The 19,652-nt window shown below is 58.6% G+C and carries 19 protein-coding genes; 5 read left to right on the forward strand and 14 right to left on the reverse strand.

Features of this window, described 5'->3' with window-relative positions:
- Positions 1 to 7 precede the first annotated feature (7 nt).
- The 4 genes from lspA to murJ form a co-directional block, all read right to left on the reverse strand.
- The gene (lspA, locus tag EAH78_RS22075) at positions 8 to 520 is read right to left on the reverse strand and encodes a signal peptidase II (protein ID WP_140669426.1); all 513 of its coding nucleotides are present in this window, start codon (positions 518 to 520) and stop codon (positions 8 to 10) included.
- Positions 513 to 3,344 carry an isoleucine--tRNA ligase gene (gene ileS, locus EAH78_RS22080; RefSeq protein WP_140669427.1) on the reverse strand — a complete coding sequence of 944 codons (2,832 nt, stop codon included), beginning with the start codon at positions 3,342 to 3,344 and terminating at the stop codon, positions 513 to 515. Before ileS ends, lspA begins: the two co-directional genes overlap by 8 nt.
- The gene (ribF, locus tag EAH78_RS22085) at positions 3,345 to 4,295 is read right to left on the reverse strand and encodes a bifunctional riboflavin kinase/FAD synthetase (RefSeq protein WP_027924197.1); all 951 of its coding nucleotides are present in this window, start codon (positions 4,293 to 4,295) and stop codon (positions 3,345 to 3,347) included. It lies immediately after the preceding gene.
- A gap of 128 nt (positions 4,296 to 4,423) precedes the next feature.
- Positions 4,424 to 5,962: a murein biosynthesis integral membrane protein MurJ gene (gene murJ, locus EAH78_RS22090; protein ID WP_140669428.1), complete on the reverse strand. Its 1,539-nt coding sequence runs from the start codon at positions 5,960 to 5,962 to the stop codon at positions 4,424 to 4,426.
- A 252-nt stretch (positions 5,963 to 6,214) separates the two neighbouring features.
- Here murJ and rpsT point away from each other — a divergent pair, with 252 nt between their 5' ends.
- A complete protein-coding gene (gene rpsT / locus EAH78_RS22100) occupies positions 6,215 to 6,493 on the forward strand; it encodes a 30S ribosomal protein S20 (protein ID WP_007942340.1) in 279 nt (92 codons plus the stop codon).
- A 184-nt stretch (positions 6,494 to 6,677) separates the two neighbouring features.
- Here rpsT and EAH78_RS22105 read toward each other — a convergent pair whose 3' ends face one another.
- From EAH78_RS22105 to rplU, 5 genes are all read right to left on the reverse strand, one after another.
- Positions 6,678 to 7,142, reverse strand: a complete 465-nt coding sequence (locus EAH78_RS22105; protein WP_008022496.1) for a CreA family protein — start codon at positions 7,140 to 7,142, stop codon at positions 6,678 to 6,680.
- 12 nt (positions 7,143 to 7,154) lie between these two features.
- Complete coding sequence (gene proB / locus EAH78_RS22110; protein ID WP_027924199.1) at positions 7,155 to 8,273, reverse strand: glutamate 5-kinase; 1,119 nt, start codon at positions 8,271 to 8,273, stop codon at positions 7,155 to 7,157.
- A 123-nt stretch (positions 8,274 to 8,396) separates the two neighbouring features.
- Complete coding sequence (gene cgtA / locus EAH78_RS22115) at positions 8,397 to 9,620, reverse strand: Obg family GTPase CgtA (protein ID WP_027924200.1); 1,224 nt, start codon at positions 9,618 to 9,620, stop codon at positions 8,397 to 8,399.
- A gap of 193 nt (positions 9,621 to 9,813) precedes the next feature.
- Positions 9,814 to 10,089: a 50S ribosomal protein L27 gene (rpmA, locus tag EAH78_RS22120; protein ID WP_007943982.1), complete on the reverse strand. Its 276-nt coding sequence runs from the start codon at positions 10,087 to 10,089 to the stop codon at positions 9,814 to 9,816.
- A gap of 34 nt (positions 10,090 to 10,123) precedes the next feature.
- Positions 10,124 to 10,438: a 50S ribosomal protein L21 gene (gene rplU / locus EAH78_RS22125; protein ID WP_003176051.1), complete on the reverse strand. Its 315-nt coding sequence runs from the start codon at positions 10,436 to 10,438 to the stop codon at positions 10,124 to 10,126.
- 240 nt (positions 10,439 to 10,678) lie between these two features.
- On the opposite strand from rplU, the gene EAH78_RS22130 reads away from it, so the two are divergent.
- From EAH78_RS22130 to EAH78_RS22140, 3 genes are all read left to right on the forward strand, one after another.
- Entirely contained in the window at positions 10,679 to 11,647 is a 969-nt protein-coding gene (locus EAH78_RS22130; RefSeq protein ID WP_140669429.1) for a polyprenyl synthetase family protein, read from the forward strand.
- Between the two features lie 227 nt (positions 11,648 to 11,874).
- The gene (locus tag EAH78_RS22135) at positions 11,875 to 12,216 is read left to right on the forward strand and encodes a zinc ribbon domain-containing protein YjdM (RefSeq protein ID WP_046028563.1); all 342 of its coding nucleotides are present in this window, start codon (positions 11,875 to 11,877) and stop codon (positions 12,214 to 12,216) included.
- Between the two features lie 206 nt (positions 12,217 to 12,422).
- Positions 12,423 to 12,680, forward strand: a complete 258-nt coding sequence (locus EAH78_RS22140; protein WP_140669430.1) for a PA4570 family protein — start codon at positions 12,423 to 12,425, stop codon at positions 12,678 to 12,680.
- 117 nt (positions 12,681 to 12,797) lie between these two features.
- Here EAH78_RS22140 and EAH78_RS22145 read toward each other — a convergent pair whose 3' ends face one another.
- The 3 genes from EAH78_RS22145 to EAH78_RS22155 form a co-directional block, all read right to left on the reverse strand.
- Positions 12,798 to 13,415, reverse strand: coding sequence for an FKBP-type peptidyl-prolyl cis-trans isomerase (locus tag EAH78_RS22145; RefSeq protein WP_140669431.1), 618 nt, complete (start codon positions 13,413 to 13,415; stop codon positions 12,798 to 12,800).
- 121 nt (positions 13,416 to 13,536) lie between these two features.
- Positions 13,537 to 13,848, reverse strand: a complete 312-nt coding sequence (locus tag EAH78_RS22150; RefSeq protein WP_140669432.1) for a DUF6482 family protein — start codon at positions 13,846 to 13,848, stop codon at positions 13,537 to 13,539.
- Positions 13,849 to 14,058: 210 nt separating this feature from the next.
- Entirely contained in the window at positions 14,059 to 14,547 is a 489-nt protein-coding gene (locus EAH78_RS22155; protein ID WP_027924206.1) for a TIGR00645 family protein, read from the reverse strand.
- A 171-nt stretch (positions 14,548 to 14,718) separates the two neighbouring features.
- Between EAH78_RS22155 and EAH78_RS22160 the strand changes: the two genes are divergently transcribed.
- A complete protein-coding gene (locus EAH78_RS22160) occupies positions 14,719 to 16,548 on the forward strand; it encodes a hypothetical protein (RefSeq protein ID WP_140669433.1) in 1,830 nt (609 codons plus the stop codon).
- Positions 16,549 to 16,552: 4 nt separating this feature from the next.
- On the opposite strand, the gene EAH78_RS22165 is transcribed toward EAH78_RS22160, so the two are convergent.
- Both EAH78_RS22165 and EAH78_RS22170 read right to left on the reverse strand, forming a co-directional pair.
- Entirely contained in the window at positions 16,553 to 16,882 is a 330-nt protein-coding gene (locus EAH78_RS22165; RefSeq protein WP_027924208.1) for a hypothetical protein, read from the reverse strand.
- 308 nt (positions 16,883 to 17,190) lie between these two features.
- A complete protein-coding gene (locus EAH78_RS22170; protein WP_140669434.1) occupies positions 17,191 to 19,629 on the reverse strand; it encodes a Lon protease family protein in 2,439 nt (812 codons plus the stop codon).
- Positions 19,630 to 19,652 lie beyond the last annotated feature (23 nt).

Here is a 19,652-nt window from a genome sequence, read left to right on the forward strand (position 1 = left end):
TACCTGTTCAGTCATGAACGGCTTCTCCGGTCTTCTTGGTTTTGAACATATCCAGTGCCAGCATCACTGCACCGACAGTAATTGCGCTGTCGGCAAAGTTGAACGCCGGGAAATACCAGCGGTTCTGCCAATGCACCAGAATGAAATCGATCACATGGCCCAAGGCGATGCGGTCATACAAATTGCCCAGCGCGCCACCCAGCACCAGCGCCAAGGCGACGGCCAGCCAGGTTTCGTTACGCCCAAGACGCTTGAGCCACACCACCAGCACCGCACTGACCACCACGGCGATCAGGGCGAACAGCCAGCGCTGCCAGCCGGAGCTGTCAGCCAGGAAGCTGAACGCTGCGCCGGTGTTATAAGCCAGGGTCCAGCTGAAGTAATCGGGGATCACCACGATTTGCTGGTACATCTGGAGCTTGCCTTCGAAGTAGAACTTGCTGACCTGGTCGATGACCAGGACCAGCAAACTCAACCAGAGCCAGCTCAGCCGTCCGAAACGGCCAACGGCATTAGGCATAGTGACGAACCTCGCCAGCGCCGCTGATGTTATCGACGCAACGACCGCAGATTTCCGGATGCTCCGGGTTCACGCCGACGTCTTCACGGCAGTGCCAGCAACGGGCGCACTTGGCGTGGCTCGACTTGACCACTTGCAGCTTCAAGCCGCTGACTTCGGTGACCACAGCATCAGCCGGTGCCTGTACAAACGGCGCAACGGTCGCGGTCGAAGTGATCAGGACAAAGCGCAGTTCGTTGCTCAGCTTGGCCAGGTCGGCGCTCAGCGCTTCTTCGGCGAACAGCGTCACTTCGGCTTGCAGGTTGCCACCGACGGCCTTGGCCGCGCGCTGGATTTCCATTTCCTTGTTGACGGCCACTTTGACGGCCATGATCCGCTCCCAGTAGGCGCGATCCAGCTCGACGCCTTCCGGCAGCTCGGTCAAACCTTCGTACCAGGTGTTGAGCATCACCGATTCGTTACGCTCGCCCGGCAGGTATTCCCACAGTTCGTCAGCGGTGAACGCGAGGATCGGCGCGATCCAGCGCACCAGCGCTTCGGAGATGTGATACAGCGCGGTTTGCGCCGAACGGCGAGCCTTGCTGTTGGCGCCAGTGGTGTACTGACGGTCCTTGATGATGTCGAGGTAGAAACCACCCAGCTCCTGCACGCAGAAGTTGTGGATCTTGGAGTAGACGTTCCAGAAACGGTATTCGCCGTAGTGCTCTTGCAGCTCACGTTGCAGCAGCAGGGTGCGGTCCACGGCCCAACGGTCCAGTGCCAGCATGTCTTCGGCCGGCAGGATGTCGGTGGCCGGGTTGAAGCCGGTCAGGTTCGAGAGCAGGAAGCGCGCGGTGTTACGGATACGCCGGTAGGCGTCCGCACTGCGTTGCAGGATCTGCTCGGACACTGCCATTTCACCCGAGTAATCGGTGGAAGCCACCCACAGGCGCATGATGTCGGCGCCCAGGGTGTCGTTGACCTTTTGCGGTGCAATTACGTTGCCCAGCGACTTGGACATCTTGCGACCGGACTCATCGACGGTGAAGCCGTGGGTCAGCAGTTCGCGGTACGGCGCGTGGTTGTCGATGGCGCAACCGGTCAGCAGGGACGAGTGGAACCAGCCACGGTGTTGGTCCGAGCCTTCCAGGTACAGGTCGGCGCGTGGGCCGGTTTCGTGGCCCATCGGGTGCGAACCGCGCAGGACGTGCCAGTGCGTGGTGCCCGAATCGAACCAGACGTCCAGGGTGTCGCTGATCTTGTCGTACTGCGGCGCTTCGTCACCGAGCAGTTCGGCGGCGTCCATCTTGAACCAGGCTTCGATGCCTTCGACTTCGACGCGCTTGGCAACGATTTCCATCAGCTCGGCAGTGCGTGGGTGCAGTTCGCCGCTTTCCTTGTTCAGGAAGAACGGGATCGGCACGCCCCAGTTGCGCTGACGGGAGATGCACCAGTCCGGACGGTTGGCGATCATCGAGTGCAGGCGCGCCTGGCCCCAGGCCGGTACGAATTTGGTCTCTTCAATCGCTTTGATCGCACGCTTGCGCAGGGTGTCGCCGGTCGCGGGCTCTTTGTCCATGCCGATGAACCACTGCGCGGTGGCGCGGTAGATCAGCGGGGTCTTGTGACGCCAGCAGTGCATGTAGCTGTGTTCGATGATGGTGGTGTGCAGCAGCGCGCCGACTTCAGTCAGTTTGTCGACGATGCCCGGGTTGGCCTTCCAGATGAACTGGCCGCCGAAAAACTCCAGCGAGGTCGCGTAGACACCGTTGCTTTGCACCGGATTAAGGATGTCGTCGTTGACCATGCCGTACTTCTTGCAGGTCACGAAGTCGTCTACGCCGTAGGCCGGTGCGGAGTGAACCACGCCGGTGCCAGCGCCCAGTTCGACGTACTCGGCCAGGTAAACCGGCGACAGGCGATCGTAGAACGGGTGACGGAAATTGATCAGTTCCAGTTCTTTACCGGTGGTGGTCGCGATGACCGAACCTTCCAGGCTGTAACGGGCCAGGCACGACTCGACCAGTTCTTCAGCCAGTACCAGCAGTTTGTCGCCGACGTCGACCAGGGCGTAGTTGAAGTCCGGGTGAACGTTGAGCGCCTGGTTGGCCGGGATGGTCCACGGGGTGGTGGTCCAGATCACGATCGAAGCCGGCTTGGCCAGCGACGGCAGACCGAATGCGGCCGCCAGTTTGGCTTCGTCGGCAATCGGGAACGCTACGTCGATGGTCGAGGACTTCTTGTTCTCGTACTCGACTTCCGCTTCAGCCAAAGCCGAACCGCAGTCGAAGCACCAGTTCACGGGCTTGAGGCCCTTGAACACGAAGCCGCCCTTGACGATTTCCGCCAGGGCACGGATTTCACCGGCTTCGTTCTTGAAGTCCATGGTCTTGTACGGGTTGGCGAAGTCGCCCAACACGCCTAGACGGATGAATTCGGATTTCTGCCCTTCGATCTGCTCGGTGGCGTAGGCACGGCACAGTTCGCGGGTTTTGTCCGCGCCCAGGTTCTTGCCGTGGGTCACTTCGACTTTGTGCTCGATCGGCAGGCCGTGGCAGTCCCAGCCCGGAACATAAGGCGCGTCGAAACCCGACAGGGTCTTCGAGCGAATGATCATGTCCTTGAGAATCTTGTTCAACGCATGACCGATGTGAATCGTGCCGTTGGCGTACGGAGGACCGTCGTGCAGGACGAACTTCGGACGATCCTTGCCAATCTCGCGCAACTTACCGTACAGGCCAATGCTGTCCCAGCGCTGCAGAATCTGCGGTTCGCGCTGAGGCAGGCCGGCCTTCATTGGGAAGGCGGTGTCCGGAAGGTTTAGCGTGGCTTTATAGTCGGTCATTTAAGGCTCTTCATTAGCGATTGGCGCTAGGTGCGACAGGGCACGGGCGGCGGCGACATCCGCATTGATCGCCGTCTTAAGCGCCTCCAGAGAGGCGAAACGCTGCTCTTCACGCAGCTTATGGTGGAAGACCACCGTCAAACGCCGGTCATACAGATCGCCGGCAAAATCTAAAAGATGCACTTCGAGGTGGGCTTTGCCATCACCTTGAACCGTTGGCCGCACGCCGATATTGGCGACGCCTGGCCAGGTCTTGCCATCGATGTCGACGTTGACCAGGTAAACCCCGGTCAGCGGCACGCGACGGCGCTTGAGTTGTATGTTGGCCGTGGGTGTCCCCAACTGGCGCGCCAGCTTCTGGCCATGCAGCACCCGCCCGGTAATCTGGAACGGACGCCCAAGCAGTCGCTCGGCCAGGACAAAATCGGCAGCGGCCAGGGCATTGCGAACCTGGGTGCTGCTGACGCGAATACCGTCCAGCTCGACGGTTTGCGCAGCTTCGACGGTAAAGCCCTGAACGATGCCGGCTTGTTGCAGGAAATCGAAATCGCCTACGCGGTCGCAGCCGAAGCGGAAGTCGTCACCGACCTCGAGGTGCTGTACACCAAGGCCGTCCACCAGAATGGTATCGACGAATTCGCTGGCGCTGAGTTTGCTCAGCCGCTGATTGAAGGCCAGGCACAGGACGCGGTCGACACCTTCGTCGGCCAGCAGCTGCAGTTTGTCCCGCAGCCGGGCCAGACGGGCCGGAGCCGTATCCGGGGCGAAGAATTCTCGCGGCTGCGGCTCAAAAATCACCACGCAGCTAGGCACGCCCAACTCGAGCGCACGTTCACGCAGCCTCGCCAGGATAGCCTGGTGGCCACGGTGAACACCGTCAAAGTTGCCAATAGTGGCGACACAGCCCCGATGCTGGGGGCGCAGATTTTGGAGGCCTCGAACCAGCTGCATAACGCGCTTCTTGCTCATAAAGTGGTCGATTATAACCACACCCGGCGGCCGACGACAGGCAACACCGTAACCAAAGTGATCGAGCCGACAAAACCACCGGCTCGCCCGTGTTTATCGAGGCTGCAACCTCAGCTCAACGCCTTGCGATTGAAGTCGCGCAAACGGAAGCCCATCAGCAGCAACATCCCGAAGTAAGCGACGATGCCGGCGCCGATCAAGGCACCCAGGCGCAGGAACCGCTCCAGCATAGGCCCCTGATCCCACGCTGGCATGAAATGCATGCCGAGCAACAACACCGCGGACATCACCAACACGGCGATAACCAGCTTGGCGCCGAACTTCGCCCAGCCCGGTTGCGGCTGGTACATCTGCTGCTTGCGCAGTTGATAGAACAACAGCCCGGCGTTGATGCAGGCACCGGCACTGATGGCCAGGGCCAGCCCGGCGTGGGCCAGCGGACCGATCAGCACCAGGTTGAACAACTGTGTCACCACAAGGGTGAAAATTGCGATTTTTACCGGCGTGCGGATGTTTTGTTGCGCATAAAAACCCGGCGCCAGCACTTTGATCACGATAATCCCGAGCAAGCCGACGGAATAAGCGATCAGTGCACGCTGGGTCATCGACGCATCAAAGGCACTGAACTGGCCGTATTGGAACAGCGAAACGGTTAGCGGCTCAGCCAAAATCCCCAGGGCCAGCGAACACGGCAACACCAACACAAAGCACAGGCGCAGGCCCCAGTCGAGGATGCGCGAATATTCGTGACGGTCCTTGCTGGCGTAGGTTTTGGCCAGTGTCGGCAACAGAATCGTGCCCAGCGCCACGCCCAATACGCCGGACGGCAACTCCATCAAGCGGTCGGCGTAGTACATCCAGGACACCGAGCCTGCCACCAGGAAGGACGCGAAAATGGTGTTGATGATCAGGGAAATCTGGCTGACCGATACGCCGAGAATCGCCGGCAGCATCTGCTTCATGACTCGCCACACACCGCTGTCGCGCAAGTTCAGACGCGGCAACACCAGCATGCCGATTTTTTTCAGGTGCGGCAGCTGATAAAGCAATTGCGCCAGGCCACCCACCAGAACCGCCCATCCCAGCGCCATGACTGGCGGATAAAAGTACGGCGTCAGGAACACCGAAAACACGATCATGCTGACGTTAAGCAAGGTCGGCACGAAGGCCGGCACCGAAAAACGGTTGTAGGTATTGAGGATCGCACCGGCCAGCGACGATAGGGAGATCAGCAATATGTAGGGAAAGGTGACGCGCAACAGGCTCGAGGTCAGCTCGAATTTTTCCGGTGTAGTGGTAAAACCCGGTGCAGTCGCCCAGATCACCCAGGGTGCCGCAATCATCCCCAACACCGTGACCAGCGCCAGTGCCAGTGTCAGCAGGCCCGAGACATAAGCAATGAATGTTCGCGTCGCCTCCTCGCCCTTCTGGCTTTTGTATTCAGCCAGAATCGGCACGAAGGCTTGGGAAAACGCCCCCTCGGCGAAGATTCGCCGCAACAGATTGGGCAATTTGAAGGCGATAAAGAAGGCGTCCGTCGCCATTCCGGCACCAAATGTACGTGCAATCAGCGTGTCACGAACAAACCCCAGAACCCGGGAGATCATCGTGATAGAGCTGACGGCGGCCAACGATTTGAGCAGATTCATTGAAAGAGTTTGTGCCTGTCGATAAACAGCAGGCGAACAAAGCGCCTACTTATGCGATACTCCGCGCCGCAGCAGCACAGAGCCAAAGCTCGCGAGTTTACAGGTCAAGCGCCGGAAATAAATATCCCGCCTCTTTATACCTACCACTTAGCGGAACGTCTCAACCGCCCTTGACAAGACATCAACTCATCGGCATGATTCGCGGCCTATTTTGTTTGCTATTTCCTAAAAAGTCTTTCGAGGAGCTCGACGGTGGCCAACACACCTTCCGCCAAAAAACGTGCAAAACAGGCTGAGAAGCGTCGCAGCCACAACGCCAGCCTGCGTTCCATGGTTCGTACCTACATCAAGAATGTAGTTAAAGCCATCGACGCAAAAGACGCTGCTAAAGCTCAAGCTGCTTACGTTCTGGCCGTGCCAGTTATCGACCGTATGGCCGATAAAGGCATCATCCACAAGAACAAGGCTGCTCGTCATAAGAGCCGCCTGAACGGTCACGTCAAGGCTCTGAACCTTGCTGTTGCCGCTTAAGCGATAAGCTTGTTGAAAAACCGACCTCAGGGTCGGTTTTTTATTGCCTGCGATTTAGTAAAAGCACCACAAAAAAATGTGGAAGCGAGCTTGCTCGCGAAGAGGGAGTATCAGATGACATTAATGTCGCCTGACACACCGCTTTCGCGAGCAAGCCCGCTCCCACATTTCGATTTTCGTCAGATTATTGAGCGTGCGCCCACGGCAGGATAGGGATCGCCGTCACCGCATTCTGCGGGCTGCCCTCGATCAAACGATCGCTGTAGACCAGATACACCAGCGTATTGCGCTTCTTGTCGAGGAAACGCACCACCTGCATGGTCTTGAACACCAGCGACGTGCGCTCCTTGAACACCTCATCGCCATCCTTCAGCTCACCCTTGAAACTGATGGGACCGACCTGACGACAAGCGATAGAGGCCTCGGCGCGATCTTCCGCCAGACCCAAACCACCCTTCACGCCGCCGGTCTTGGCGCGCGACAGATAGCACGTCACACCGTCGACTTTAGGATCATCAAACGCCTCGACGACGATACGGTCGTTCGGGCCGACGAACTTGAACACCGTCGATACCTGGCCAATTTCCTCAGCCGAAGCCAGCAGCGGCATCGCCAGCAGCAGACCCAATAATCCTTTTGCCACACGCATTCAGGTATTCCTTCAGACCAGAATCAGGTTATCGCGGTGAACCAGTTCCGGTTCAGCCATGTAACCCAGCAGACCGACAATCGCCTCAGACGACTGACCGATGATTTTTTGCGCTTCCAGCGCGCTGTAATTGGCCAGGCCACGGGCGATCTCGCGACCATCCGGCGCCACACACACCACCATTTCGCCGCGACGGAAGCTGCCCTGCACCAGTTTGACGCCCACCGGCAGCAAACTTTTATGATCCTGGGCCAGCGCTTTCACCGCGCCACCGTCCAAGACCAGCGTGCCACGGGTTTGCAGATGCCCGGCCAGCCATTGCTTGCGCGCCGCCAGCATGCCGCGCTCAGGCGAGAGCAAGGTGCCGATGCGCTCACCCGCCTTCAGGCGATCCAGCACGCGCTCAATGCGCCCACCGACGATGATGGTGTGCGCCCCGGAACGGGCTGCCAGACGCGCCGCACGCAATTTGGTCTGCATACCGCCGCGCCCCAGCGCACCGCCGGTACCGCCGGCCACCGCATCCAGCGCCGGATCATCAGCGCGGGCTTCGTAAATCAGGTTGGCGTCAGGGTTGTTGCGCGGATCAGCGTCGAACATGCCATCGCGATCCGTAAGGATCACCAGCAAATCGGCTTCAACCAGGTTGGCCACCAGCGCCGCCAGCGTGTCGTTGTCGCCGAAACGGATTTCGTCGGTCACCACGGTGTCGTTTTCGTTGATCACCGGAATCACTTTCAGCTCAACCAGGGCGCGCAAGGTGCTGCGGGCGTTCAGGTAGCGCTTGCGATCGGACAAGTCATCGTGCGTCAGGAGAATCTGCGCGGTGTGCCGACCATGCTCGGCAAAGCTCGACTCCCAGGCCTGCACCAAGCCCATCTGACCGATGGCGGCGGCGGCCTGCAATTCATGCATCGCACTGGGTCGTACGGTCCAGCCCAAGCGGCTCATGCCCGCGGCCACGGCCCCGGAAGACACCAACACCAGTTCGACACCAGCTTCATGCAAAGCCACCATCTGCTCGACCCAGACGCCCATTGCCGCGCGATCCAGGCCCTTGCCGTCCGCCGTCAGCAAAGCGCTGCCGATCTTCACGACCCAACGCTGCGCACCTGTCACCTTGCTCCGCATCATCTTCAACCTTAGCTTGAGGACAGCGCGACCTGGCACTGCCCATGACGTTATTCGTGACTACCGATTTCCAGATACTAAAACGCCGCTCTAGCAAGCGGCGTTTAAGTTTATCGCAACGAATCAGTCACGCACGTAAATGATTTCCGGACCGTCTTCGTCATCCACATCTTCTTCATCCCAATCATCGTCGCCGATGTCGTGGACCGACTTCACGCCGCTACGGCGCAGGGCACGCTGGTCATCCAGGGCCTGCAGCTGAGCACGGGCTTCGTCTTCGATGCGCTGATCGAGCTCTGCCAGCTCCTCCTTGTAGGCCGGGTCGGCAGCCAGACGGTCAGCACGATCTTCCATGTATCGCATGATGTCGTGGCACAAACGCTCGGTGCCGAGCTTGGAGATGGCCGAGATCACGTAGACCGGACCCGTCCACTCCAGGCGATCAACGATTTCCTTGACGCGAGCATCGTGCTCTTCTTCAAGGATCTGGTCGCACTTGTTCAGCACCAGCCAACGATCACGCTCAGCCAGAGACGGGCTGAACTTGGTCAGCTCGCTGACGATCACTTCAGCGGCATCCGGGGCACTGGTGTCATCCAGTGGCGCCATGTCCACGAGGTGCAGCAGCAAACGGGTACGCGACAAGTGCTTGAGGAAACGAATCCCCAGGCCAGCACCATCGGAAGCACCTTCGATCAGACCCGGAATGTCCGCGACCACGAAGCTCTTCCAACGATCGACGCTGACCACACCCAGGTTCGGCACCAAGGTGGTAAACGGGTAATCGGCGACTTTCGGCTTGGCGGCCGATACCGAGCGGATGAAGGTACTTTTACCGGCGTTCGGCAAGCCCAGCAGGCCGACGTCAGCCAGCACTTTCATTTCCAGCTTGAGGTCACGCGCCTCACCCGGCTTACCCGGAGTGGTCTGACGCGGAGCGCGGTTGGTACTGGATTTAAAACGGGTGTTGCCCAGACCGTGCCAGCCGCCGTGAGCCACCAGCAGCTTCTGGCCAGCCTTGGTCAGGTCGCCGATCACTTCTTGAGTAGCGGCGTCGATGACGGTAGTGCCGACCGGCACGCGCAGCACCAGCTCTTCACCTTTCTTGCCGGTGCAGTCAGTGCTGCCGCCGTTGGAGCCGCGCTCGGCATCGAAGTGACGGGTGTAACGGTAGTCGACCAGGGTGTTGAGGTTTTCGTCGGCGATCATGTAGACCGAGCCGCCATCACCACCGTCACCACCGTTCGGGCCGCCGTTTTCAATGAATTTCTCGCGACGGAAGCTCATGCAACCGTTGCCGCCGTCGCCGGCCTTTACTCGAATCGATACTTCATCAACAAACTTCATAACAAAACGCCTCTCGCCATACGGACGAGCCGAAAATATCTAGACATAAGACTCTTGCAAAAATGAGCGCAGCGACCTCAATCAACGACCGCAAAAACTGCGCTGGAGCCCATCACAAACAGCTTTGCAAGAGACTCACCCCACAAACGAAAAAGCCCCGTCGCAAGACAGGGCTTTTCCAGCAACCACGTAATTATGCCGCGACGACGTCAGTCTTCGGGACAATGCTTACGTAACGGCGATTGAAAGCGCCTTTTACTTCAAACTTGATCACGCCGTCGATTTTAGCGAACAGAGTGTGATCTTTACCCATGCCAACACCGTAACCGGCGTGGAATTGGGTGCCGCGCTGACGCACGATGATGTTGCCCGGAATGATAACCTGGCCGCCATACATCTTCACGCCAAGGCGTTTGGCTTCTGAGTCGCGACCGTTACGGGTACTACCACCAGCTTTTTTGTGTGCCATGAGTCAATTCTCCTAGTGAGGAATTAGGCTGAAATTAAGCCTGAATACCGGTGATTTTGATCTCGGTGTACCACTGGCGGTGGCCCATACGCTTCATGTGGTGCTTACGACGACGGAACTTGATGATGCGGACTTTATCGTGACGACCTTGGGAGATCACTTCAGCCACAACGGTAGCGCCAGCAACAACTGGAGCGCCGATGTTCACGTCATCGCCATTGGCGACCAACAGAACGCGATCAAAAGTAACGGATTCGCCGGTAGCGATTTCCAGTTTTTCGATCTTCAGGTATTCACCTGGGGCGACCTTGTATTGCTTGCCACCAGTAACAATTACTGCGTACGACATGGTATTTCTCCGATAATCCTGCTCACCCAGCTCTTTATAAGAAGAGGTATTGGCTGGCATGGCTGCATAGGGCTGGAAGGCCGGTTTGCAATTGCGTAAGGCAGGTGCTGCCCAGGAAGTTCAGGGTGCGCGATTGTACGCAAGCTGCCGGAGTGATGCAAGAGGCCGTCCATCGCGCCTTGACACTCGCCGACGTGGGTCCTAGCATGCCGCGCAACCCTTCTGGAGCAACTGTCGCTGATGCAACCCCAAGCTTTCTACCGCGCGGTGGCGGACGATTTTAGCGCCGTCGACGGCATCATCAAGAAGCAGCTGACTTCCCGAGTGCCGCTGGTATCGAAAATCGGCGATTACATTACCTCGGCTGGCGGTAAACGCCTGCGTCCTTTATTAGTGTTGCTGTGTGGCAAGGCGCTGGGCCGCGAAGGCGACGACCTGCGTCTGCTGGCCGCGACCATCGAGTTCCTGCACACCGCCACCCTGCTGCATGACGATGTGGTCGACATGTCCGGCATGCGCCGTGGCCGCTCGACCGCCAACGCCATGTGGGGCAACGCCCCGAGCGTGCTGGTCGGCGACTTCCTGTATTCGCGCTCCTTCGAAATGATGGTCGAACTGGGCTCCATGCCGGTGATGAAGATCCTTTCGCAAGCGACCCGCATCATCGCCGAAGGCGAAGTGTTGCAGCTGTCGAAAGTCCGTGACGCCAGCACCACCGAAGAAACCTACATGGAAGTCATCCGCGGCAAGACCGCGATGCTCTTCGAGGCTTCGACCCACAGTGCTGCCGCTCTTTGCGAAGCCACAGCGGAACAGGCCGAAGCCCTGCGCACCTTTGGCGACCACTTGGGCGTAGCCTTCCAACTGGTCGACGACCTGCTGGATTACAAAGGCGACGCGCAAACCCTGGGCAAGAACGTGGGTGACGACCTGGCCGAAGGCAAGCCGACCTTGCCACTGATCTTCACCATGCGTGAAGGCACACCGGAACAGGCAGCCCTGGTGCGCAAGGCGATCCAGAAAGGCGGTATCGAAGACCTGGAAAGCATCCGTGAAGCGGTAGAAGCCTCTGGCTCGCTGGAATACACCGCAAAACTGGCCCGTGATTACGTGGCCCGTGCGATCAAATGCCTCGACGCGCTGCCTGCCAGCGAGTACCGCGATGCATTGGTTGAGTTGAGTGAATTTGCGGTAGCCCGCACGCACTAACGACACCGCAATACCCTGTGGGGCGACTTGTGGCGAGGGGGCTTGCCCCCGTTGGGTCGCGAAGCGCCCCCGGCATTTCAATGGGTTTACGATTGCTTCGCAGTCGAACGGGGGCAAGCCCCCTCGCCACAGGTCGCTTCCACAGGTTTATCAGCGTCCAGTCCTCTCCCGCCTAAAACCCTATACAATGTGCGACTTTTAGCGATTCCTCAATCCAAGGAGCTTTAGTGAGCACGTTGCCACCCTGCCCAAAATGCAATTCCGAATACACTTATGAAGACGGCGCACAGCTGATCTGCCCCGAGTGCGCGCACGAGTGGTCCGCCAGCGGCGAAGCCGACGTGGCGTCCGATGACACCGTGAAAAAGGATTCGGTCGGCAATGTCCTGCAGGACGGCGATACCATCACTGTGATCAAGGACCTCAAGGTCAAGGGCACATCGCTGGTGGTCAAGGTCGGCACCAAGGTCAAGAACATCCGCCTGTGCGATGGTGACCACGACATCGACTGCAAGATCGACGGCATCGGCCCGATGAAGCTCAAATCCGAGTTCGTCAGAAAAGTCTGAATCTGCTGTATTCCATCCCGCGCCTTGCGTGGGATGGTGCTTCGCCCTCCCCCGCTTCAACCCGCCTGCACGCGCAATAGCCAAACGCCAGCCGATTTGACCTTACGCAACCTTTACCCGGAAAAAAGCACAAACCGCCAATAGGTCCTTGCTATTTGATGAATAAGAATTATTCTCATTGAAACCCAAATCAATGGAGATGAGACATGACTTATTTGATCGATGCCTGGCTGGATCGCCCACACCCTTACCTGAGGATCCTGCATCGGGAAACCGGGGAAGTCTGTGCGGTGCTTGAAGAAGAAGCCTTGAGCGAACTGCAGGATCAGGGGGATCTGGATGTCAGCGGCCTGAGTTCCAGCGAGCCGGTGGTGCTCAAGGAACTGGTGCGTAATCTGTTTCTATTCTGTTATGCCCGGGCGTTGCGCCCGTCGAATGAACTGAACACAAAGTTCGAAGTATGAAGCTCACCGCAAAACCCTGTAGGAGCAGAGCTTGCTCGCGATGCAGACGACTAGATTCCGACTTGAAACCGAGGTGATACATTCGCGAGCAAGCTTTGCTCCTACAGGATCAATTGCTTACAGAACGTCGAGCAGTTCGACGTCGAACACCAGTACGCTGTGCGGCGGAATGCTGCCAACGCCTTGAGCGCCGTAAGCCAGTTCGCTCGGCACGTACAGACGCCATTTGCTGCCGGCATTCATCAGTTGCAGGGCTTCGGTCCAGCCAGCGATCACGCCGCCAACCGGGAATTCAGCAGGCTCACCGCGCTCGTAGGAGCTGTCGAACACAGTGCCGTCGATCAGGGTGCCGTGGTAGTGAGTACGCACTTGATCTTCACGGGTCGGCTTGGCGCCTTCACCGGCAGTCAGCACTTCGAATTGCAGGCCGGAAGCCAGGGTAGTGATGCCTTCACGCTTGGCGTTATCAGCCAGGAAAGCCAGGCCTTCGCCAGCAGCCGCTTCAGCTTTGGCAGCCGCTTCGGCTTGCATGATTTCGCGAATCACCTTAAAGCTCGCGGACATTTCTTCCTGGCCAACACGGCTTTCCTTGCCGGCGAAGGCATCGGTCAGACCTGCCAGGATCGCGTCCAGGCTAACGCCCGGTGGCGGGTTGTCGCGCAGCTGGTCGCCCAGCTGACGGCCAATACCGTAGCTGACGCGGGTTTCGTCGGTGGACAGATTTACTTCGGACATGACACTGCTCCGCTGTGCGGACGGCCCGGGAACTTGCCGTGCGTGCACAGCGCGTCCCGGAGCGCCCGGAACCAAAAGGGCCAGCAGACTAGCACAGATGACATCGTCCTGATGAGGGCTGTCAGTGTTGCCAGGAAGAGCGGAAGGCAATCGGCACCTTCAAGCTTTCCCCCACACTCGCGCCCAGCCCGCACATCTCATCATGAACCGAGGCGTGAACAAGGTTGAAGGGTAAAGAAGGGAAGTCATGCAGCACCTGACGCGCATGCTCGACCGAGCGCACCTGGAACATATGGTCGTGGGCATCGCTCAAGGGATACGCGGCACCGTGCATGCGCGCCTCCAGCAGATAGATCCCGCCTTCCATGGAGATCAGGTTCAACTCATCGACTTTCCCTGCGATGGCATAAGCGCGTAGTTCAACAAGATTCATAAAGGCACCTCAGACAATGGCGAGCCAAGACTACTTACAGGGATAGGCCCCGGCGCATCAAAGCACAAGCCAGCAACGCCACCGCCCGTCCGGTTCGATCCAATCACCTGTAGGAGCCTGGCTTGCCAGCGATGGCGTCAGCTCGATCTGACGACAAACCGCGGTGATGCCATCGCGGGCAAGCCTTGCTCCTACAGAGGTTGTGCGGAGTCAGTGCTTGGTCAGCTTGTCCAGGTAGCCCATGGCGAAGGCCGACACGACGAACGTCATGTGGATGATCACGTACCACTTCAAATGCTCGGGATCGACGTTCTTGGCGTCCATGAATATCCGCAGCAGGTGGATAGAGGAAATCGCCACGATGGAAGCGGCCACTTTCATCTTCAGGGAAGATGAATCCATGGTGCCCAGCCAGTTGAGCTTTTCCTTGTGGTCATCGATATCCAGTTCAGAAACGAAGTTCTCGTAACCGGAAATCATCACCATCACCAGCAAACCGCCTACCAGCGCCATGTCGATCAGCGACAGCAGCACCAGGATCAGGTCCGATTCCGCCATCGAGAACACATTGGGGATAACGTGGAAAACTTCCTGGAAGAACTTCAGCGCCAGCGCCAACAGCCCAAGCGACAACCCGAAGTAGATCGGCGCCAGCAGCCAGCGGGAGGCGTACATTGCATTTTCGATAAAGCGTTCCATTGAATCTCACACAGGGGTTGAAAATGGCCGCGAGTATACCAGCCACCTGTCGCTATCCAGAAGCTGCCAGAAACCGTCGAAAAATCCGCCACCTGCGCGTGTGTCACAAAGTTTTTCTGCTAGTGTCCAGACTATTGACCGCTCAGCGACATTGGACAGGAAGACGGGAAAATGGATGTGCGATTGCCTTTAACGAGTGCCGGCATCTGCCTGACGTTGCTGATGAGCGGTTGCTCGCCCGGCGAGGACAAGCATCAGGTCAGTCTCGAGGAAAAAACCGCGCAGTTTGAACAATCTCTGGATCAGATCCAGGACCCGAAGCTCAAGGACGCCGTGTCCGAGCTCGGCGGCTCACTGCTGTTGCTCGAACGCGCGCAGCTCAAGCTCGACAGCAAACCGGTGGACACCGAATACGGCGAAGACGCCCTCGCCGTGCTTAAGCACTACCCCACGCCCCAAGCCCTGGTCGACACCTACATCAATGGCCTGTTCGTGTTGCACAAGGATTCCAGCTCCGATTACCTGACCGACCTGCAACCGGTATTCCCGTTCAACTTCAATATTCCGGCGGCATTCCTTTTCCCCCATGGCCTGGAATGGCAATCGGTGACACTGAGCAACAAACGAGTCATCCCCTTCCAGCCCGAATGGTCGGAAACCGATCCCGGCATTCAACTCAGTCCTTCCAGTTCCAACCTGACCAACCCCGATGACCTGACGGTGACCTACCCTTTCATCGATGGCCTGGATGTCGACAAAAAAAACCAGCCGCAACCGGTGAGCCTGCAAGGCAAAGTCGAAGTGATCGCGCCGCGCCGGCTCTACAGCTTCGACCTGGGCAAAAAGGACGTCGGCCAGACCCGCACCAACGACAACCTCAGCGTTACCCTGTTGAAGCTTGGAAAGAACTACGCCGAGATTGAATACAACAACAGCGCTCCCGTGGCGCCTGAAGTCGTTGAAACCCTGTTGAACCCACTGATCGTCCAGGCCAAGGACAGCACAGGGCAATTTCTCTCGCGCTCCGGTTCGATCAACGAAACTGCCAAGCAAATTGCCTTCTACCAAAAACAACTGGCGAAAATGCAGCAACAGAAAACCTGGAGCGAGGCGTTCGAAAAACAGCTCAATGACGAACAGCGCACGTTCGAGCAGCAGCAGGGCCAGCATTATTCCAAGGTGTACTTCAACGGGCCGATCGAGACCCTTGAAGTCAGCCTGCTGGATTTTTCGACCGCCACCGTCACTCGCAAAGACCTCGACCTGCCGGTGCGCCGCTTCGACCCGCACACCACCGCAAAAACCGTCCAGCCGCTGACCTTGCCGGTGGTGGTGTATGACGATCAGACGCCAATCTGGCTCAAGGGCGCGACACTGAGTGAGGAACAGCTGAAGAAAAGCATTAACGTCAATCAGTCGGTGGAAGACCCGAGTGCAGCGCGCATCGAATTCGATCACCCCAGAAGCTTCAATGACGAGTTACTCGGCACCTCATTCAGCCCCGGCGATAGCCCGGTCAGTTTCTTTACCGCGGACAACAACGGTAAACGCGACGAGCCGATCGAACTGCCACCGGAGGCCTATCAGGTCGACCCTCTGCGCGGCACGATCACCTACGATTTGAACCTGTTTCCGCAAACACCAGCGTTCGCCGTGGGCTCCATGCCGTTGTTCCTGGCCACGGTCGACAAGCAAACGCTCGACGCCCAGAAATTACCCAAGGGTCTTGAGCTCAAAGGCAATGCGCTGGTGGTGGATGCGAAACTGTTTCCTGCGCAAGACTGGCGATTTTTCGCCAGGGACGACAGCGGCAACTACCTGAAGGAGATTCTTGCGGTCACCCATGACGCCAGCGCCGAAGGGCCGGCGTTATTTGACGTGCACTACTTCTATGGCCAGCCCACACGTCTGGAAACTTATCAGCGAACCGACCTTACCACTGTGCAATATGGTTTCGAGGTCAAATTGGCCAAGGCTGATCTGAGCCAGCTGGATCAATAACCCGTCAGTGCTCGAAGCCACCCAGGTTGCGGCAACGACCCCCGTTGATTTCCCGCAACTGGGCTTGCAGGTGCAAGCACCAGATTTGTGGATCATCGGCCAGTTCGTAGCCGTGCAGCGTCAGGCTTTCAACGATGGTGTCGAGAATTGATTCAGCCACGAAAGGGCCATGAAACGGGCCTTGTGCCTTGATGGCTGAAGGTTGCTCGCCAGCCATTCCGGCGGCGAAGAGCAAGGTCCACATGCCCGTATCTCCCGCCAGCGGGCGGATGGCACACTCGATACGGGTCACGAGACCCAGGCATTGACGGGTAAGGCAGAGGTTGCGCGACATGGCGGCGACCCTCGGTAGATCCGGTATTCAGCCCCCGTGGGAAGGCTGTTTCGATCCTGTGATGACTGTCGATATCCTTGAACCAGAGAATAGAAGAAAAGTCTGGCCAGCACGTCAGGCGAGACCAGAAGGCGCCGAATGGTCATAGTGTGAATATTGACGCCAGAGTGACGGCACTTTTTAAATTCAACGTCGAACGCAATGTGGGAGCGGGCTTGCTCGCGAAAGCGGTATGTCAGTCAACTTATCTGTTGAATGAAAGACCGTATTCGCGAGCAAGCCCGCTCCCACATTAAACCGAGATGTCCTTAGGCAGGCTTGGCCTCGACCAACGCTTCCTGCGCCGCTTCTTTCTCGGCTTCCTTGAGGTCTTCCTCGCTGATCATTTCCGCGATCACCCGCAGGCGCTCCACCACCCGTGCATTGACGCTGCCTTCAGGGAATTCGCCATTCTCATCCGGCGCACCCGCCGGCTCGCCGACCAACAGGCTCAGCGCCTCGTCCGCCTGACGCACCGCGTACACATGGAACTGCCCCGCGCGTACTGCGGCCAACACCTTCTCGTCGAGCATCAACGTGGCAACGTTCGCCTGCGGAATGATTGCACCTTGCTTGCCGGTCAGCCCGCGCGCTTCACAGAGGCGGAAGAAACCTTCGATCTTCTCGTTGACCCCGCCCACCGCCTGCACTTCACCGAACTGGTTGATTGAACCGGTGATCGCAAAGCACTGCTTGAGTGGGGTTTTCGACAAGGCCGAAATCAACGTGCAAGCCTCACCCAGCGACGCACTGTCACCATCGACATAACCGTAGGACTGCTCCAGGGCGATGCTCGCGGAAATCGCCAACGGGAATTCCTGGGCGTAACGACTGCCCAGATACCCGGTGAGGATCATCACGCCTTTGGAGTGAATCGGCTGCCCGAGGTTGACCTCGCGCTCGATGTCGACAATGCCGCTGCCGCCCGGATACACGGTGGCGGAAATCCGCGCCGGCACACCGAAGGCCGAGTCGCCGACTTCCAGCACTGTCAGGCCGTTGCACTTGCCGACGGCGGCACCATCGGTGTCGATCAGGATGATCCCGGCCAGCATATCGTCGAGAATCCGCGCCGAAACTCGCCCGGTACGGGTAGCCTTGGCCTTGAGCGCACGTTCGATGTGCCCGGCGTCGGTCATCTCGTCGCCCGCCAGGTGGCGAATGAAATCCGCCTCGCTGACCAGTTGGAACAGATCGCCGATGCGCGCCGACAAACGCCCCTGGTGTTCAGCCAGACGCGCGCTGTACGTGGCCAGACGTGCGACGGCATCTGCCGTCAACGGCGCCATGCCTTCTTCGGAAGTGCGGGTTTTGAGCAACTGGGCGAACTGCTCCAGGCTCTCGTCGACCATCGGGATGTCTTCGTCGAAATCCACCAGGACGCGGAACATCTCCTGGAAGTCCGGATCGAGGTCTTGCAGCGTGTAATACAGCTGACGGGCACCGATGATGATGACTTTGACCGCCAATGGAATGTGTTGCGGCGTCAGGGTCACCGTGGCCAGTCGTCCCAGCTCACCCAGCGGCGATTCCATTTTCAGCTTGCGCGATTGCAGGGCACGCTTGAGCGCATCCCAAACGAACGGCTCGCTGAGCATTTTTTCCGCTTCAAGAATCAGGAAACCACCGTTGGCCCGGTGCAAGGCGCCCGGTCGCAGTTGCCGATAGGTCGTGTACAGCGCGCCCTGATCGGTGCTGTATTCAATCCGGCCAAACAGGTTTTCGTACGTCGGGTGCGGCTCGAACACCACCGGCGCACCGCCGCTGGCCGAATGCCCGACTACCAGGCTCGGCGCGTATTGCTCTTCCAGCAGCTTGCGGGCAATGGCGTCGGTCTTGCTGTCGTCGACCAGTTGCTCGACCACCGTCTTCAACAGGTAAACCTGCATCGCCTGCAGGTAACCGCACACAGCGGCGTTCTCGGCGTACTTCTCCGACAACGGCGACAGCAGCGGCTGCAAGGCCAGGGTGATGGTTTCTTCGTTGAGGTGACGCAGTTGATTGCTCGACTCACGCTTCCATTGCGGCAGGCTGGCGAGCTCTTCGTTCAGGCGCTCTTCCAGGCCGGAAATGTCCTCGTGGAAGCGCTCGCGATCGGCTTCCGGTAACTGGGCGAACTCCGCCTCGTCCAGCGCCTTGCCTTCGCTCATCGGGGTAAACGCGATGTTGCTGGCGTCGCGATACAGGGCGACTTCTTTCTCCAGGGCCAGGCGCTCGATGATGTCCAGTGCCTTGTCGTAACGCTGATTGAAAGCGCGGTCGATGGCGCTTTTCTTCTGTTGGTAGGACGGGTGTTCGAACACCGCCGGAAAGGTCGCCAGCAGGTTATCGATCAAACCGTTGATGTCGCCGATGAATGCACCAGCGGTGCCCGACGGCAATTCCAGGGCGCGAGGCTCGCGCGGCTCATCGAAATTATTGACGTAGACCCAGTCCGCCGGAGTCTGCAGGCGCTTGCCTTCGGCTTTCAGGTAGCGTTTGACGAACGAGAACCGGCCGGTGCCAGGCTCACCCATGACAAACACGTTGTAACCGGGGCGTGGCATGGCCACACCGAACTGCAAGGCTTCGACCGCACGTTCCTGGCCAAGCACACCGCGGAAGGGCTCCAGATCATTGGTGGTAGAGAAGCTGAACTGTTCAGCGGAAAACGGACGGGTCAGCGCTTCAGGCGCTAGACGCAAGCTGGCAGCAACAGGATCAGGCATCGGGCTTCCTTACATCAGGCGGG

This window comes from Pseudomonas arsenicoxydans (assembly GCF_006438915.1).
GTDB lineage: Bacteria > Pseudomonadota > Gammaproteobacteria > Pseudomonadales > Pseudomonadaceae > Aquipseudomonas > Aquipseudomonas arsenicoxydans_A.

Coding starts and splice junctions, on each gene's coding strand:
- EAH78_RS22155 (WP_027924206.1), bottom strand. CDS start 14,547: ATGGAACGCTTTATCGAAAATGCAATGTACGCCTCCCGCTGGCTGCTG.
- EAH78_RS22105 (WP_008022496.1), bottom strand. CDS start 7,142: ATGCGTGTGGCAAAAGGATTATTGGGTCTGCTGCTGGCGATGCCGCTG.
- EAH78_RS22145 (WP_140669431.1), bottom strand. CDS start 13,415: ATGTCCGAAGTAAATCTGTCCACCGACGAAACCCGCGTCAGCTACGGT.
- EAH78_RS22160 (WP_140669433.1), top strand. CDS start 14,719: ATGGATGTGCGATTGCCTTTAACGAGTGCCGGCATCTGCCTGACGTTG.
- rpmA (WP_007943982.1), bottom strand. CDS start 10,089: ATGGCACACAAAAAAGCTGGTGGTAGTACCCGTAACGGTCGCGACTCA.
- murJ (WP_140669428.1), bottom strand. CDS start 5,962: ATGAATCTGCTCAAATCGTTGGCCGCCGTCAGCTCTATCACGATGATC.
- cgtA (WP_027924200.1), bottom strand. CDS start 9,620: ATGAAGTTTGTTGATGAAGTATCGATTCGAGTAAAGGCCGGCGACGGC.
- EAH78_RS22130 (WP_140669429.1), top strand. CDS start 10,679: ATGCAACCCCAAGCTTTCTACCGCGCGGTGGCGGACGATTTTAGCGCC.
- ileS (WP_140669427.1), bottom strand. CDS start 3,344: ATGACCGACTATAAAGCCACGCTAAACCTTCCGGACACCGCCTTCCCA.
- proB (WP_027924199.1), bottom strand. CDS start 8,273: ATGCGGAGCAAGGTGACAGGTGCGCAGCGTTGGGTCGTGAAGATCGGC.
- lspA (WP_140669426.1), bottom strand. CDS start 520: ATGCCTAATGCCGTTGGCCGTTTCGGACGGCTGAGCTGGCTCTGGTTG.
- EAH78_RS22140 (WP_140669430.1), top strand. CDS start 12,423: ATGACTTATTTGATCGATGCCTGGCTGGATCGCCCACACCCTTACCTG.
- EAH78_RS22165 (WP_027924208.1), bottom strand. CDS start 16,882: ATGTCGCGCAACCTCTGCCTTACCCGTCAATGCCTGGGTCTCGTGACC.
- ribF (WP_027924197.1), bottom strand. CDS start 4,295: ATGCAGCTGGTTCGAGGCCTCCAAAATCTGCGCCCCCAGCATCGGGGC.
- EAH78_RS22150 (WP_140669432.1), bottom strand. CDS start 13,848: ATGAATCTTGTTGAACTACGCGCTTATGCCATCGCAGGGAAAGTCGAT.
- EAH78_RS22170 (WP_140669434.1), bottom strand. CDS start 19,629: ATGCCTGATCCTGTTGCTGCCAGCTTGCGTCTAGCGCCTGAAGCGCTG.
- rplU (WP_003176051.1), bottom strand. CDS start 10,438: ATGTCGTACGCAGTAATTGTTACTGGTGGCAAGCAATACAAGGTCGCC.